This is a genomic window from Streptomyces sp. NPDC006393, from assembly GCF_040628575.1.
In the GTDB taxonomy this organism is placed as follows: Bacteria; Actinomycetota; Actinomycetes; order Streptomycetales; family Streptomycetaceae; genus Streptomyces.
The window spans coordinates 13611-29644 of sequence record NZ_JBEXZD010000065.1 but is presented as its reverse complement, the minus strand read 5'-3'; the positions used below and the strand labels follow the sequence as shown (position 1 = coordinate 29644).

The following is a 16034-nucleotide window of genomic DNA, read 5'->3' as shown; positions in this document are numbered from 1 at the left end:
GCCCCGGTGCCGTGAGCGGCCGGGGCCCGCCCCGCGGCAAGGACCCCCAGGTCATGCCACTGGTAGAGACCAATATTGGTAGGCGTGGCGTGTGTCGAAGTGCTGGCAGCAGCCCGTCCCCGCGGCCATAGTGGGCCCATTGCCGTGCACGGACCCGCTCCCGCCCCGACTCGGACACCTGGGGGTCTCCCACTCATGAGCAGTGCCGAACACCTGTCCCGCAGATCCGTCCTGACCGCCGCGGTCGCCGCCGCCGTGGCCGGCGCCGCCGCCCCGACGGCCGCCGCGACGGAGCGCACCGCCACCACCGCACAGACCGCCGCGAGCTCCGGCCGCCCGGTCGACTACCGCGCCTGGACCACGTACATCGACTGGCGCTCCGGCACGTCCCAGGGCACCCGCCCCTTCGCGGGCCTGCGCCCCGGCCTCCAAATCGCCGCCCCCGCCGGCACCACCGAGTACACCGACCCGCACACCGGGACCACCGCGACCTGGGAGTACGCCACCTGGACCGGCCCGGTCCACCGGCTCTCCGTCCCCGCGACGGAGGCGATCGCCTCCTGGAACGCCCACACCCCGGCCGGCACCTGGCTACAGGTCGAACTGCGGGGCACGTACTCCGACGGCACGGACACCCCCTGGTACGTCATGGGACGCTGGGCGGCCGGCGACCAGGACATCAAACGGACCTCCGTCGACGACCAGACCGACGACAGAAGCACCATCTGGACGGACACCTTCTCCATCGACGACCCGGCCTCCGGTCTGCGTCTGGCCTCCTACCGGCTCCGTCTCACCCTGTACCGCAGGCCCGGCACCGACCTCACCCCGACCGTGTGGCGCATCGGCGCGATGGGCTCCGACATCCCCGACCGCTTCACCGTCCCCGCCTCCACGGCCGCCCTGCCCGGGAGGGAACTGCTCGTCCCGCGCTTCTCGCAGGAGATCCACGCGGGCCAGTACCCCCAGTACGACAACGGCGGCGAGGCCTGGTGCAGCCCCACCTCCTCGCAGATGATCATCGAGTACTGGGGCGGCCGGCTCACCCCCGAGCAGCTCTCCTGGGTCGACCCGTCCTACGCCGACCCCCAGGTCTGCCACGCGGCCCGGTCCACGTACGACTACCAGTACGCCGGCTGCGGCAACTGGCCCTTCAACGCGGCCTACGCGGCGACCTTCGACGGACTTCAGGGCGTCGTCACCCGCCTCGGCTCCCTCAACGACGTTGAGACCCTGATCGCCGCGGGCATCCCCGCCATAACGTCCCAGTCCTTCCTGAAGACCGAACTCACGGGCGCGGGCTACGGCACCTCCGGCCACCTGATGACGATCATCGGCTTCACCGCCGACGGCGACGTGATCGCCAACGACCCGGCCTCGCCGAGCGACGCGGCGGTGCGGCGCGTGTACCTGCGCCGGCAGTTCGAGAACATCTGGCTCAGGAACAAGCGGTACAACGCCTCCGGCAAGGTGGTCTCCGGCAGCGGCGGCGTCTGCTACCTCTACTTCCCGGCGCACCCCACCCCCCACCAGCGCATGGCGCTCGCGGCGGTGGGCGTGCGCTGACCGTGTGCGAAGGCCCCGGGAGACCGGGGCCTTTCGCGCGTGGACCACTGTGAGCTGACTCATACCCGGACCTGCCATACTGCGGGCGTCGATGGCCAGTTGGAGACCGGGGCCGAAATTGAATACGAGTGAACACCGCGAGAGCGCCCACCCCCGGGCGCGCGGCACCGAGCGTTCGTCGGCACGTCGCGCCGAACTCATCACGATCGGGCGGCGGTTGTTCGCCGACACCTCCTACGACGCCCTGTCGATGGACGACATCGCCCGGCAGGCCCATGTAGCCAAGGGGCTGATCTACTACTACTTCCAGTCCAAGCGCGGCTACTACCTGGCCATCGTCGAGGACTCGGTCGCCGACCTCGTCACCTTCGCGGCGAGCGGCCGCGACCTTCCGGCCGTGGAACGGGTGCACCGCACCGTCGACGGCTACCTCCGCTACGCCGAGCACCATCAGGCCGCCTACCGCACCATCGTCAGCGGCGGGGTCGGTTTCGACGCGGAGGTGCACGCCATCCGCGACGGCGTGCGCGAGGCGATCGTCACGACCATCGCGGAGGGCGCCTACGGCCGCACCGCCATCGCCCCGCTCGCCCGGATGGGCCTGCTCTCCTGGGTGTGCGGCGTCGAGGGTGCCACCCTGGAGTGGATCGACCGCCCGGAGCTCTCCCGCGACGCCATGCGCGAGCTGCTGGTGAAGACGCTGGGCGGCGCCCTGCGGGCCGTGGAGGAACTGGACCCCGCCTATCCCGCCCCCGCCGCCGCCCGCCGCGACGGCTGAGAAGAACCGGCGGAACCGGCGCGACGCACGCGGTCGTGGTCCGACGTGTCAGGAGGCGGCCGGCCCTTTCTTGAAGTAAGCGGTCGTTAACCGGTGACTCCGTGCCGTCGATCGGGCATACTCACAGCGCACAGCCGCTGGTCAGCCGCTTCCGTGACCCGAAGGCGCGAGGATCGGCCGGCTGAGGAAGACTCCGGCGGAGCCGCCCCACCCAAGGCGCACGTCCGCCGATGTGCCCGACAGGGAGGAGAGCGTCGCCATGCCCGACCGCGCCCCGCAGCCGGTGGAACGGCAACTGCCCACGGACGAGGCCCGGGATCTGATCTCGCTCGTCCGCGACATCGCGCAGCACGAGATCGCCCCGAAGGCGGCCGAGGAGGAGGACGCCGGGCGCTTCCCGCGCGAGGTCTTCACCCTGATGTCCCGATCGGGGCTCCTCGGCCTGCCCTACGACTCCGAGTACGCCGGCGGAGACCAGCCGTACGAGGTGTACCTCCAGGTCCTGGAGGAACTGGCCGCGGCCCGGCTCACCGTCGGGCTCGGCCTGAGCGTGCACACCCTGGCCGCCTACGGGCTGGCCGCCTACGGGACCAAGGAGCAGAAGGCCGAGCACCTGCCCGCCATCCTCGGCGGCGGACTGCTCGGCGCCTACGCCCTCTCCGAGCCCGCCTCCGGCTCCGACGCCGCCTCGCTGCGCACCAAGGCGGTCCGGGACGGCGACGACTGGGTGATCACGGGCACCAAGGCCTGGATCACCCATGGCGGGATCGCCGACTTCTACACGGTCATGGCCCGCACGGGAGGGGAGGGACCCCGTGGCATCACGGCGTTCCTGGTGCCCGGCGACGCCGAGGGACTGAGCGCGGCGGCACCGGAGAAGAAGATGGGCCTGAAGGGCTCGCCCACCGCGCAGATCCACCTCGACGGGGTGCGGGTCGCCGACGACCGCCGGCTCGGGGAGGAGGGCCAGGGCTTCGCCATCGCACTGTCCGCGCTGGACTCGGGGCGGCTCGGTATCGCCGCGTGCGCCATCGGACTCGCGCAGGCGGCGCTCGACGAGGCGGTCTCCTACGCCACCGACCGGCGGCAGTTCGGGCGGCCGATCGCCGACTTCCAGGGGCTGCGCTTCATGCTCGCCGACATGGCGACGCAGATCGAGGCGGGCCGGGCGCTGTACCTGGCGGCGGCGCGGCTGCGGGACGCCGGCCGGCCGTTCGCGCGGCAGGCGGCCATGGCCAAGCTGTTCTGCACGGACACGGCGATGAAGGTCACCACCGACGCCGTCCAGGTGCTCGGCGGATACGGCTACACCGCCGACTTCCCGGCCGAGCGCTACATGCGTGAGGCGAAGGTGCTGCAGATCGTCGAGGGCACCAACCAGATCCAGCGGATGGTCATCGCCCGTCACGTCGCGGGTCCCGAGACCCGCTGAACTGCCCCAGGCCGGGAAAGGGCGCGGCGAGCCGGACCCACTCCGGGTCGTGGCGCCCCGGCAGGGTGCGGCCCCGGTCGGCCCACGCGCGCACCATGTCGCGGTAGATCGGCGGGTCCGGGAGCTGCGGCGGCGCGGGCGGAACCGGTTCCGCGGGCGGCGGCACGAAGATCCGGCGCCGACGCCCGGTTGCCGACTGGATGAGGGTCATACCTGGGCAACGCGGTGCCCGGCGGACAGGTCACCGATCGCCGGAATCGAGAGTGAGTTCACCGGCGTCCGGCCCGCGTTGCGGCGCACCGATCCTGCACCAGGGCGGTCCGTGCGCCGTGGTGCAGGGCAGGTGCCGGGAGGTGGGAGCGCCCGCTTCAGGCGGCGTGGCGGCGCATCGCCGGCACACGCATGGGGCGCGAGCCCGGGCCGCCGACGTGCGAGAAGGGCTGCGTCCGCCAGTCGAGCCCCTGGGGGAGCGTCAACAACAGGGCGGTCTGCTGCTCCTGCGGCTCGACGGACTCGTCCGCCGGCCGGGCGTCGGAGGCCTTGCGGCCGGTGCCGGCGCAGACCGTGAGACCGAACGGGTTCCACGGCGAGGCGCACAGCGCGTGCTCCGGCAGGACCTCCTCGTCCGCCAGCAGGGCGATGGGCTGCGCGCACTCCGGGCAGATCACCCGGTACATCTCGAAGGTGTCGTAGGCGTCCATCTCCTCGCCGTCGAAGTCGTCGGGTTCGACGCCCTCCGGCTGAGGTTCGATGACCGGCTGCTGCCGCTTGGGCACGGAACGACCAGGGCGCTTAAGACTCTGCATGGGATTCTCCCCCTAAGGCTGGGCCGTGAAGGCGCTGCGGCCTCGACCACAGCAAGCATTTCCCGTCCGGTCTCGGCGGTAATCACGAGAACATCACGGAGAGCGTCTAGGGGCTGTGGCGTTCGTCACATGCCGCGCGCAGGTGCTCGCCGCGAGGGATCCGTCCCCCGGCGAACGGGGCATGACCTGGGCTGCCGAGGTATCCGAGGAGATCAGCGGCACTGTAGGTTCTTGCGCCATGGAGGAGCTGGACCGACAGATCGTGCAGCTGCTCGTCACGGACGGGCGGATGAGCTACACCGACCTGGGCAAGGCCACGGGCCTGTCCACGTCGGCCGTGCACCAGCGGGTGCGGCGGCTGGAGCAGCGTGGCGTCATCCGCGGCTACGCCGCGGTCGTCGACGCGGAGGCGGTGGGACTGCCCATGACCGCCTTCATCTCGGTCAAACCCTTCGACCCCAGCGCACCCGACGACATCGCGGACCGCCTGGCCGGCGTCCCGGAGATCGAGGCCTGCCACAGCGTGGCCGGCGACGAGAACTACATCCTCAAGGTACGCGTGGCCACCCCGCACGAACTGGAAGAACTCCTGGCCCGCGTCCGCAGCCTGGCCGGCGTCTCGACCCGCACGACCGTGGTCCTCTCCACCCCGTACGAGTCACGCCCGCCCCGCATCTGACCCGAGAGGGCGCGGCAGTCGGCGGGGGGCGGAACCGGCCGGAAGGGTGGCGCCCTCCTTCGGTGAGGCCGGAGACACCGCCCGCCCGCTCGCGGCCGGCGGCGTCGAAGCCGGGCGCGTCGCCCGGTCGGGCGGGACCGGCCGCCGGGGCCGGGGAGGGCAGCCGGGGCCGGGGACGGCAGCCACGCACCGCTGTCCGGACGCCCTGCGTGCGGGCCCGCTCCGGGGAGGCGGGAGACTGGTGTCCATGAGTGAGCGCAGCGCCGAACCGCAGACCGTTCTTCTACGCCGCGGGGAGGTCCACAGTCCCGCCGACCCGTTCGCGACCGCGATGGTGGTGGAGGCGGGGCACGTCGCCTGGGTCGGCTCCGAGGGCGCGGCCGACGCGTTCGCCGACGGCGTGGACGAGGTGATCGACCTGGACGGCGCCCTCGTCACCCCCGCGTTCACCGACGCCCACGTACACACCACCGCCACCGGCCTCGCGCTCACCGGCCTGGACCTGTCCGACGCGCCCTCCCTGGAGGCGGCCCTGGCCCGGGTGCGGGACTTCGCCGCCGCCCGCCCGGACGACAGGGTCCTGCTCGGCCACGGCTGGGACGCGGCCCGCTGGCCCGGCGGCCGCCCCCCGACGCGCGCGGAACTCGACGCGGCCACCGGCGGCCGCCCCCTCTACCTCAGCCGGATCGACGTCCACTCCGCCGTCGTCACCACCGCCCTGCTCGACCTGGTGGGCGGCGACCTGGGGTCCGTGGACGGCCCGCTCACCGCCGACGCCCACCACGCGGTGCGCGCCGCGGCGTTCGGCGCGGTCACCCCCGCCCAGCGCACCGAGGCGCAGCGCGCCGCGCTCGCCCACGCGGCCTCCCTGGGCATCGGCTCGGTCCACGAGTGCGGCGGCCCGGACATCTCCTCCGAGGACGACTTCACGGGCCTGCTCCGGCTGGCCGCCGACGAACCCGGCCTCCGTGTCGTCGGCTACTGGGCGGAGGAGGACGTCGACAAGGCGCGGGAGCTGGGCGCGCTCGGCGCGGCCGGTGATCTGTTCGTCGACGGGTCCATCGGCTCTCACACCGCCTGCCTGCACACGCCGTACTCCGACGCCGGCCACACCGGCACCGCCTACCTGGACGCCCGTGCCGTCGCCGCCCATGTCATCGCGTGCACGGAGGCGGGCCTCCAGGCCGGTTTCCACGCCATCGGCGACGCCGCCGTCACCGTCGTCGTCGAGGGCGTGCGCGCCGCCGCCGAGAAGGTGGGCCTGGCCCGTGTGCGCGCCGCGCGGCACCGTGTCGAGCACGCCGAGATGCTCACGGCGGATACCGTCGCGGCCTTCGCCGACCTCGGGCTGACCGCGTCCGTGCAGCCCGCGTTCGACGCGCTGTGGGGCGGCGAGGACGGCATGTACGCACAGCGCCTGGGTGCCGAGCGGGCCCGTACGCTGAACCCCTTCGCGACCCTGCTGCGCACCGGCGTGCCGCTCGCCTTCGGCTCCGACAGCCCGGTCACACCGCTGGACCCGTGGGGCACGGTCCGGGCTGCCGCCTTCCACCGCACCCCCGAGCACCGTGTCTCCGTGCGCGCCGCCTTCACCGCGCACACGCGTGGCGGCTGGCGGGCGGTCGGAAGGGACGACGCGGGCATCCTGGTGCCCGGAGCCCCGGCGGACTACGCCGTCTGGCGCACGGACGAGCTCGTCGTCCAGGCCCCCGACGACCGGGTGGCGCGCTGGTCGACCGATCCCCGCTCCGGCACCCCCGGCCTGCCCGACCTCCACCCGGGCCGTGACCTGCCCCTCTGCCTGCGGACCGTGGTGGGCGGACGGACGGTTTTCGTACGGCCGGGCGAGTGATCTCCAGGGCCGACGCGACGGCGATCCGGGGGTGCGTGCCCGTCGCGCGACCTGGGAATCCTCCGCGCCGACCCGCTCGGCCCGGGCGACGGGGCCCCTCACGTGGCTGTTTGACAGCCGACGGCAGGTGGCCGGTAGGTTCTGCCGGGTCCACCACCGGACGCCCGACCTGGGAACTTCCGTACCCGTGTCGCAGTGCCGCTGGGTCAGGGACGGTGTGCCGCACCGGGTCACCGTCACGGGAGCCAGGCGCAGCGTCCGCGTCGGCGGGGGAACGTTCCGGACGGTCGGCAGGGTGTGACCCGGGTGGGGCCCGGCCGCTCAGTAGACAACGGCTCTCGGTCGATCCGCAGCCAGCGGGTCCCAGGTCGGCCCGAAGGGCGCCGGGCCCCCCTCCGCAGCACCGCGGGTCCCGCGGCACATACCGTCCGTCCGGCTCGTCCGGCACACTCGGAAACACATCCCGAAAAGAGCGTCCCTACCCCGCTCTTGCCGAATCGACACCCGCTTACGCACGTGGTGTCGCATCCCCGCAGGCCGTGGCCACTATGGTGGTCCCCTGCGGATGGACATGAAGGGGCAGCAGTGAACGACGGCGACGGCACCCGCGCGGCTCGGGGCCAGGAGAGGCGGTTCGGCCCGCTCGGCACGGCCTTGGTGATCATTCCGACCTACAACGAGGCGGAGAACATCAAGACGATCGTGGGCCGGGTGCGCAAGGCCGTCCCCGAGGCGCACGTCCTCGTGGCCGACGACAACAGCCCCGACGGCACCGGCAAGCTCGCCGACGAACTCGCCACCGAGGACGCGCAGGTCCACGTGCTGCACCGCACGGGCAAGGAGGGCCTCGGCGCCGCCTACCTCGCGGGCTTCCGCTGGGGCCTGGAGCGCGACTACGGCGTGCTGGTCGAGATGGACGCGGACGGCTCCCACCAGCCCGAGGAACTGCCCCGTCTGCTGACCGCCCTCAAGGGCGCGGACCTGGTGCTCGGCTCGCGCTGGGTGCCGGGCGGACGGGTGGTGAACTGGCCCAGGACCCGCGAGTTCATCTCCCGGGGCGGCAGCCTGTACTCGCGTCTCGCTCTGGACCTGCCGCTGCGGGACATCACCGGCGGCTACCGGGCCTTCCGTCGGGAGACGCTCGAAGGCCTGGGTCTGGACGAGGTCGCCTCGCAGGGCTACTGCTTCCAGGTCGACCTGGCGCGCCGGGCCGTGAAGGCCGGTTACCACGTCGTCGAGGTCCCCATCACCTTCGTCGAGCGCGAACTCGGCGACTCCAAGATGAGCCGTGACATCCTCGTGGAGGCGCTGTGGCGGGTGACCGCCTGGGGCGTGGGGGAGCGGGTGACCAGGATCACCGGCCGGGGCGACAAGTCCCAGGGATAGCACTTATCCGGCGCTGAGCAGACGCCAGGCACACTGGGAGTATGACGACAGGCGCTCCGACCTCTTCGTACTCGGCCCGGCCCCGGCGCTCCCGGCCGCGCAGGCTGCTGCCGCTGGGCATCGCTGTGTGGCTGGTGCTGGAGATCTGGCTGCTGACCGTGGTCGCGGGCGCGGCGGGCGGGTTCACGGTCTTCCTGCTGCTGCTCGCCGCCTTCGTGTCCGGCGCCGTGGTGATCAAGCGGGCGGGCCGCCGCGCCTTCCAGAACCTCAACGAGGCACTCCAGCGAGGCGGCGCCCCCTCCTCGCGCCGCGGCGGCAACGGCCTGATGATGCTGGGCGGCCTGCTCCTGATGATCCCCGGCATGATCTCCGACGCGGTGGGCCTGCTCCTGCTGATCCCGCCGGTCCAGCGCGCCATCGGCCGCTACACGGAGCGCACGGTCGACCGCAGACTCCGCGAGGCCGCCCCCGGCACCCTGGGCGACGCCTTCCGCCAGGCCCGCATCCACCGCCCCGACGGCAAGGTCGTCCAGGGCGAGGTGATCAGGGAGGAACAGGGCGACGACCCGCGCGAGCAGCGCCCACCTCTCACTCGGTGAGTGCTAGCTCGCAGGGAGTGCTAGCTCGCCGGAAAACGAAAACCGTGCCCACAGCAAAAACCGCGGGCGCCGTACGTCACCATGACGTACGGCGCCCGCGGTCAACTCACGTGCACTGAAAACCGGCCGCCCGAGCCCCGCAGGGCTACGCGCTCTTGCGGCTGTCCCGGGGATGCACGGCGATGTTCATCGCACCGGAGCGCAGAACGGCGAGACGCTCCTCGAGGACCTCTTCGAGCTCCTCACGGGTGCGCCGCTCCATCAGCATGTCCCAGTGCGTACGCGCCGGCTTCGCCTTCTTCTCCTCAGGACCGTCGCCGTCCACGAGAAGTGCCTGGGCCCCGCAGACCTTGCACTCCCACTCCGGCGGGATCTCCGCCTCGACCGAGAAGGGCATCTCGAAACGGTGCCCCTTCTCGCATGCGTACTCCACGGCCTGGCGCGGAGCCAGGTCGATACCGCGGTCGGTCTCGTAGCTGGTCACCACGAGGCGCGTGCCGCGAAGAGCTCGCTCACTCATGAATCGTGCCTCCCGGGCTTGTCGCCCACAGGACAGGTGTCGCTGTCGTCGTCATCCGGTCAACGTCCGGTCGGCGGTAAAGATTCCCGTTCCGATGTCCCGTTCCGGGTCATGTGTCGCCGTCGTAGCCGCAGCCTTGTCAACCAGTGCAGTACCCACCGGCGCCCGGTTTGTCACATCTGCAAGGAGATGTCACCCAGCGTTTCGGCATCTTTGACGCGCAGTAACGGTACGCCTGGCAGGCCAAACGCGTACACTACCGCCCTTTCGCCCGGAGTGCTAAATCCGATCAGGGACCGGATTGCCCGCGTCGTGGATCGCCCGCCGCACCGGGACCCGGGCGAGCAGGACGAATCCGATCGCGAAGAACGCCACCAGCGAGATGATCGCGTCCCGATAGCTCCCGGTCAGCTGGTACGTGACGCCGAACAGCAACGGCCCCAGCCAGCTCATGCCGCGATCGCTCATCTCGTACGCGGAGAAGTACTCGGCCTCCTTGCCGGGCGGGACCAGATGTGAGAAAAGCGACCGGGACAGCGCCTGGCTGCCGCCGAGGACCAGCCCGATCCCGGCCGCCAGCACGAAGAACCACACCGGTGCCCCGGCCGGCAGGAAGTACCCGGCCCCCAGGGTGAGCGTCCAGGCGACCAGAGACCCGAGGATCGTCCGCTGCGCTCCGTATCTCCGCGCCAGCCGCCCCATCCCGAGGGCTCCCGCCACCGCGAGCACCTGCACCATCAGCACCGCGGTGATCAGGGTGGACTGGCTCAGTCCCAGTTCCTCCGAGCCGTACACCGAGGCCTGGGAGATCACGGTCTGGATGCCGTCGTTGTAGACGAGGTAGGCCAGCAGGAAGGCCAGGGTGAGCGGTTTGCCCCGCATGTCCCGGATCGTGGCCGCCAGTTGGCGCCAGCCGTGCACCGGCACGGCGGTCGGAGCCGTGCGCCGGTCGCGCAGCCGCCGCAGCGGAACCAGGGTGAAGACACCCCACCACAGCCCCGCCGAGGCCAGGCAGATGCGCACCGCCGTCGCCTCGGAGACACCGAAGGAGTCGTGGGCGGTGAACAGCACCAGGTTCACCACCAGCACGAGGGAACCGGCCGCGTAGCCGAAGGCCCAGCCCCGGGAGGAGACCGCGTCCCGCTCGTCGGGCGGCGCGATCAGCGGCAGGTAGGAGTTGTAGAGGACCATCGAGACGGCCACCGAGGCATTGGCGACGATCAGCAGCGCACCGCCCAGCAGATAGCGGTCGCCGTCCAGGAAGAACAGGCCCGTCGTCGCGGCGGCGCCCGTGTAGGCGGCGGCCGCCAGCAGCGGTTTCCGGCGGCCGGTGCGGTCGGCCGCCGCACCCGCGACCGGCATCACCAGGATCGCCACGATCACCGACGCCGAGACGCAGTACGCGAAGAACGACCCGGCCCGCACCGGGATCCCCAGCGGATGCACGAACCCGTCCGCGTCCGCCGCCGACCGGGCGACCGAGGTCAGGTACGGCCCGAGGAACACGGTGAGCACGCTGGTCGAGTAGACGGAGCACGCCCAGTCGTAGAAGTACCAGCCGCGCTGCTCGCGCCGCCGGTCGGCGGCCTCGTCGTCCGCCTGTGCCCGCACGGTACCGGTGCCCACCCGTGCCCTCGCTTCCCCGCCGAAGATGCCGCGATGCCGCGCGGGCTCCGTGGACCGGGCGGGGGCTCAGACCCAGACCCCCCGCTCCTCCATGACCTTGCGCAGCGTGTCGATGTGATCGGTCATGATGCCATCGACACCGAGGTCCAGGAGCCGGTGCATCCGCTCCGGTTCGTTGATGGTCCACACGTGCACGTGCAGCCCGCGCGCGTGGGCCGCGCGGAGGAACAGCGGATCGACCACGGGCACACCCGACTGGGAGAGCGGCACCTGCGCGGCCACGGCGGACCGGCGCAGCCTGGCCGGCACCCCCCAGGAGCGCAGCCGGAGCGCCAGCACCCCCCGCGTCCCGTACGACGTCGCCAGGCGCTCTCCGGCCAGCCGCCGGGCCCGGACCAGGCGTGCCTCGGAGAACGAGCCCACGCAGACGCGCCCCCAGGCGTCCGTCCGCGCGATCAGGTCCAGCAGGGGCCCCAGCGCGGGCTCCGCCTTGACGTCGACGTTCCAGCGCACCTCGGGGAAGGTCTCCAGCAACTCGTCGAAGAGCGGTACCGGCTCCCTGCCCGCCACCCGCGCCTGCCGCACCTCCTCCCACGGCAGGTCCGCGATCCGGCCCGCCCCGTCGGTCACCCGGTCCAGGGTCGCGTCGTGGAAGGCGACCAGCCGGCCGTCGGCAGTGGCGTGTACATCGGTCTCGATGTACCGGTAACCGAGTTCGACCGCCCGCCGGAACTGCGCCACGGTGTTCTCCAGTCCTTCGGCGGCTCCGCCGCGGTGGGCGAAGGCGAGAGGCCCCGGGTGGTCGAGGAACGGGTGGCGTACGAGCGTGGTCACGGACGCAGTATCGCTCCTTCGGGTGACGCCGCGGCAACGGCCGTGCTGCCGCCGGTGGCCGCCGGCACGGCGAACAGACGCAGGAAGAGCTGGGCCAGCGGGCCGATCGAGACGGCGTACAGCAGGGTGCCGACGCCGACGGTGCCGCCGAGGACGAACCCGGTGACGACGACCACGACCTCCACCACCGTCCGCGTCAGCCGGATCGAGCGGCCGGTGCGCCGGTGCAGCCCCGTCATCAACCCGTCCCTGGGCCCGGGTCCGAAGCGGGCGGCGATGTACAGACCGGTGGCCACACCGTTGAGCACGATGGCCGCCAGGAGCAGCGGAATCCGCACGGCCAGGGCGTGGACGCCGGGCAGTGCGGCCAGTGTGCCGTCCATGGCGAGACCGATGACGACGACGTTGGAGACCGTGCCCAGGCCGGGCCGCTGGCGCAGCGGGATCCACAGCAGCAGCACCGCCGCCCCTACGACGATCGACACCACACCGATGGTCAGGCCGCTGCGCTCGGCCAGCCCCTGGTGCAGCACGCCCCACGGCTCCAGGCCGAGGCCCGCCTCGACGAGGAGCCCGGAGCTGACCCCGTACAGGACGAGACCGGCGTAGAGCTGAAGGAGTCGCCGCCCGAGACGGCCCGGTATGGGCCCCTGTGTGGACAAAATGTCCCCCCTGGTGGTGGAAGTGGCCTGACTCGTGACACTCTGTGGCGGGGGAACACAACTCATCCATGGCCAATTCGGGGAAGGTGGACTGGTCGTCATGGCGCAGTGGACTTCGGCGGTGGGCGCCACACAGCTCGCCCGGCTGCTCGTCTCCCAGCAGAAGCGCCCGGCCGGCCCCGGCACCCGCCGTCCGCCCGCCTACCGTGCGCTCGCCGACGGCATCCGGCTGCTGGTCCTGGAGGGCCGGGTGCCGGTGGCCGCCCGGCTGCCCGCCGAACGCGAGCTGGCCCTGGCCCTGTCCGTCAGCCGCACCACGGTCGCCGCCGCCTACGAGGCGCTGCGCACCGAGGGCTTCCTGGAGTCCCGGCGCGGCGCGGGCAGCTGGACGGCCGTCCCGGCCGGCAACCCGCTGCCCGCGCGGGGGCTCGAACCCCTGCCCCCGGAGGCACTGGGCTCGATGATCGACCTCGGCACCGCGGCGCTCCAGGCCCCGGAGCCCTGGCTCACCCGCGCCGTGCAGGGCGCCCTGGAGGAACTGCCGCCGTACGCCCACACGCACGGCGACTACCCGGCCGGGCTGCCCGCGCTGCGCTCGATGATCGCCGAGCGGTACACCGCGCGCGGGATCCCGACCATGCCGGAGCAGATCATGGTCACGACGGGCGCCATGGGCGCCATCGACGCCATCTGCCATCTCTTCGGCGGGCGCGGCGAGCGCATCGCCGTGGAGTCGCCGTCCTACGCCAACATCCTCCAGCTGATGCGGGAGGCGGGCGCCCGGCTGGTTCCGGTGGCCATGGCCGAGGGGCTCACCGGATGGGACCTGGACCGCTGGCGCCAGGTGCTGCGGGAGGCCGCGCCCCGGATCGCCTACGTCGTCGCCGACTTCCACAACCCGACCGGTGCCCTGGCCGACGAGGACCAGCGGCGCCGCCTGGTCGAGGCGGCCCGCTCCGCGGGGACCGTGCTCGTCGTCGACGAGACGATGAGCGAGCTGTACCTGGAGCCGGATCTCCACATGCCCCGGCGGGTGTGCGCCTTCGACCCGGCCGGCTCCACGGTGATCACCGTCGGGTCCGCCAGCAAGGCCTTCTGGGCCGGGATGCGCATCGGCTGGGTGCGGGCGGCCCCCGACGTGATCCGCAGCCTGGTGGCCGCGCGGGCCTACGCCGACCTGGGCACCCCCGTGCTCGAACAGCTGGCCGTGAACTGGCTGTTCAGCACCGGCGGCTGGGAGGAGGCCGTGGAGCTCCGGCGCGGCCAGGCCCGCGACAACCGCGACGCCCTGGTCGCGGCGGTCCGGCGCGAGCTGCCCGACTGGGAGTTCGAGGTCCCGCGGGGCGGCCTGACCCTGTGGGTGCGCACCGGCGGCCTGTCCGGGTCCCGCCTGGCCGAGGCGGGCGAGCGCGTGGGCGTACGGGTTCCGTCCGGCCCGCGCTTCGGCGTCGACGGCGCCTTCGAGGGCTACGTCCGCCTGCCGTTCACCGTCTCGGGAGCGGTGGCCGAGGAAGCGGCGACGCGGCTCGCGGCAGCGGCCCGCCTGGTGGAGACCGGGGCGTCGGGCAACGGTGAGTCCCCGAGGACGTTCGTGGCGTAGGCACAGCCGCACGGCCGCGGCCTCAGGACGGCTCGGCCACAGCACAGCGGCCTCGGCCGCGGCCTCAGGACGGCTCGGCCACGGCGGCCTCGGCCACGGCCTCCCCGGGTTCCGGAACCGTCTCCCCGTCCGCCGGCAGCGTCTTCGCCGGCAACAACTCCAGCACCGCCTCCCGCAACCCCTCACTCACCGAGTCGTCGTACGGATCGGGCGTCGCCGGGACCTGAAGCCGGTGCACGGCCCCCGTGCCCAGCCGCGCATACCCCCGCCCGGGCGGGAAGACGGGCGGCGCCGTCGTGTGCGGCGGCGCCCCCAGCACCGCCTTGACCTGCTCCGCCGTCGCGGGCCCGAGCACGACCCGCGCGCGGGTGTGCTGCCGCAGCGGATCACCGAGCGCCTCCGCGCTGTCGAACTGCTCGGCCACGACGACCGTGACGTTGACCGCGCGGCCGTGCCGCAGCGGCACCTGGAGCAGCGCCTGGGGGTCCTTGCGGCCGTTCGCGGCGGCCAGGTGCGTGAAGGCGGTCGGCCGGTCGAGCAGCAGCCACAGCGGGCGCGTGGTGTCGTCCGGCGGCGGGTGGCCCGCCTGCCGCGCCCGGTTGACGGCGATCAACCGCCGCTCGGTCTCGGTGGCGGCCCACTCCAGGCTCGCCAGCACCCCGGCCAGCCCGCACTCGACGGCCAGGACGCCGTCACGGCCCGTCAGGCAGGCGTACTCGCCGGTGCCGCCGCCGTCGACGACGAGCACGTCGCCGTGCTGGAGGGCCTGGAGCGCGATCGAGCGCACAAGCGTGGAGGTGCCGCTGCCCGGCTGGCCCATGGCCAGCAGGTGCGGCTCGGTGGAGCGCGGGCCCGTGCGCCAGACGACCGGCGGCACGTCGTGCTGTTCCTCGCCGAAGGCGAGGGGGAGGGTGCGCTGGACCTCGCTCGGATCGGTGAATCCCAGCACGGTCTCGCCGGGCGCGGTGACGAACCGCTGGGCCGGAATGCCGGTGGGCAGCGGGGTCAGCGCGGTGACCGCGAGCTCGTTGCCCTCCTCGTCCCAGGCGAAGAGGTACTCGCGGCCGCGGCCGGTCTTGACGGCGAGCAGGTGCTCGATCCGCGCCCGCGCCTCGGGCTCGCCGTCGGTGAAGTACGCCGGGTAGCGGATCAGCAGGTGGGCGACGCGGCCCGAGTCGTCGAACGTGTACGAGGGGAAGGCCTTCTGCCACTCACCGCCGTGCGCGTACAGCGGCGCCGGGTCCTCGGCGGCCGAGAAGTACGGCACCAGCGCCTCGTACAGCGACGACAGGCGGCGGACGTGCGACTCGTCGGGGCCCTCGGGTTCGGGCGGGGTGCGGTCACGGCCCAGCCAGGCCGCCGCCGCCGTCACCACGACGGCGGCGAGCAGCGGGCCGTACGGGACCATCATCAGGACCAGGATCACCGAGGCCACCAGGAACAGCAGCGGCCCGCGCCGGTCCTTGGGCGTGTCCGCCCATCTGCGCCGGCCGGCCGCGGCGAGCCGGCACAGACCGCGGGCGATGGTGATCAGCGGGTGGAGGATGTCCGTGGCGTTGTCCGCCGCCGTCCGGGCGAGCTCCCGGCTCCGGGCGAGCTGCGCGCTGCCTGTGCTCAGAATGCGGGGGAGGGGGCGCCGGGCCACTGCTGCCTCCTGTCGTGCGTACGGGCGAGGGGTCCCCGGGGTGGGTGCG

The 16034-nt window shown here is 72.9% G+C and carries 14 protein-coding genes; 8 read left to right on the top strand and 6 right to left on the bottom strand.

All coding sequences use genetic code 11. The features are described from left to right. Positions 1 to 195: 195 nt before the first annotated feature. From ABZ484_RS24485 to ABZ484_RS24475, 3 genes are all read left to right on the top strand, one after another. Positions 196 to 1566, top strand: coding sequence for a peptidase C39 family protein (locus tag ABZ484_RS24485; RefSeq protein ID WP_358868058.1), 1371 nt, complete (start codon positions 196 to 198; stop codon positions 1564 to 1566). A gap of 118 nt (positions 1567 to 1684) precedes the next feature. Next, positions 1685 to 2344: a TetR/AcrR family transcriptional regulator gene (locus tag ABZ484_RS24480; protein ID WP_358868057.1), complete on the top strand. Its 660-nt coding sequence runs from the start codon at positions 1685 to 1687 to the stop codon at positions 2342 to 2344. Between the two features lie 259 nt (positions 2345 to 2603). Continuing rightward, positions 2604 to 3776, top strand: a complete 1173-nt coding sequence (locus ABZ484_RS24475; protein ID WP_358868056.1) for an acyl-CoA dehydrogenase — start codon at positions 2604 to 2606, stop codon at positions 3774 to 3776. A gap of 368 nt (positions 3777 to 4144) precedes the next feature. On the opposite strand, the gene ABZ484_RS24470 is transcribed toward ABZ484_RS24475, so the two are convergent. After that, positions 4145 to 4582, bottom strand: coding sequence for a hypothetical protein (locus ABZ484_RS24470; protein ID WP_358868055.1), 438 nt, complete (start codon positions 4580 to 4582; stop codon positions 4145 to 4147). A 238-nt stretch (positions 4583 to 4820) separates the two neighbouring features. Between ABZ484_RS24470 and ABZ484_RS24465 the strand changes: the two genes are divergently transcribed. The 4 genes from ABZ484_RS24465 (at position 4821) to fxsA (ending at position 9098) form a co-directional block, all read left to right on the top strand. After that, positions 4821 to 5261 carry an Lrp/AsnC family transcriptional regulator gene (locus ABZ484_RS24465; RefSeq protein ID WP_358868054.1) on the top strand — a complete coding sequence of 147 codons (441 nt, stop codon included), beginning with the start codon at positions 4821 to 4823 and terminating at the stop codon, positions 5259 to 5261. A 247-nt stretch (positions 5262 to 5508) separates the two neighbouring features. Then, positions 5509 to 7113 (top strand): amidohydrolase, encoded by a 1605-nt coding sequence (locus ABZ484_RS24460; protein ID WP_358868053.1) that lies wholly within the window; start codon positions 5509 to 5511, stop codon positions 7111 to 7113. 585 nt (positions 7114 to 7698) lie between these two features. Continuing rightward, on the top strand, positions 7699 to 8499 hold the full coding sequence (locus ABZ484_RS24455) for a polyprenol monophosphomannose synthase (RefSeq protein ID WP_358868052.1): 801 nt from the start codon (positions 7699 to 7701) through the stop codon (positions 8497 to 8499). Between the two features lie 41 nt (positions 8500 to 8540). Beyond that, positions 8541 to 9098 (top strand): FxsA family membrane protein, encoded by a 558-nt coding sequence (gene fxsA, locus ABZ484_RS24450; RefSeq protein ID WP_358868051.1) that lies wholly within the window; start codon positions 8541 to 8543, stop codon positions 9096 to 9098. Positions 9099 to 9243: 145 nt separating this feature from the next. Here fxsA and ABZ484_RS24445 read toward each other — a convergent pair whose 3' ends face one another. From ABZ484_RS24445 to ABZ484_RS24430, 4 genes are all read right to left on the bottom strand, one after another. Beyond that, positions 9244 to 9618 carry an RNA polymerase-binding protein RbpA gene (locus ABZ484_RS24445; RefSeq protein ID WP_003977404.1) on the bottom strand — a complete coding sequence of 125 codons (375 nt, stop codon included), beginning with the start codon at positions 9616 to 9618 and terminating at the stop codon, positions 9244 to 9246. A gap of 279 nt (positions 9619 to 9897) precedes the next feature. Next, complete coding sequence (locus ABZ484_RS24440; protein WP_358868050.1) at positions 9898 to 11244, bottom strand: MFS transporter; 1347 nt, start codon at positions 11242 to 11244, stop codon at positions 9898 to 9900. Positions 11245 to 11310: 66 nt separating this feature from the next. Further along, positions 11311 to 12078, bottom strand: coding sequence for a glycerophosphodiester phosphodiesterase (locus ABZ484_RS24435; protein ID WP_358868049.1), 768 nt, complete (start codon positions 12076 to 12078; stop codon positions 11311 to 11313). Continuing rightward, positions 12075 to 12806: a hypothetical protein gene (locus ABZ484_RS24430; RefSeq protein ID WP_358868048.1), complete on the bottom strand. Its 732-nt coding sequence runs from the start codon at positions 12804 to 12806 to the stop codon at positions 12075 to 12077. The genes ABZ484_RS24435 and ABZ484_RS24430 overlap by 4 nt, the downstream gene beginning before the upstream one ends. A 34-nt stretch (positions 12807 to 12840) precedes the next feature. Between ABZ484_RS24430 and ABZ484_RS24425 the strand changes: the two genes are divergently transcribed. Continuing rightward, a complete protein-coding gene (locus ABZ484_RS24425; RefSeq protein ID WP_358868047.1) occupies positions 12841 to 14340 on the top strand; it encodes a PLP-dependent aminotransferase family protein in 1500 nt (499 codons plus the stop codon). Between the two features lie 64 nt (positions 14341 to 14404). Here ABZ484_RS24425 and ABZ484_RS24420 read toward each other — a convergent pair whose 3' ends face one another. Beyond that, positions 14405 to 15985 carry a hypothetical protein gene (locus tag ABZ484_RS24420; RefSeq protein ID WP_358868046.1) on the bottom strand — a complete coding sequence of 527 codons (1581 nt, stop codon included), beginning with the start codon at positions 15983 to 15985 and terminating at the stop codon, positions 14405 to 14407. Between the last annotated feature and the right edge of the window lie 49 nt (positions 15986 to 16034).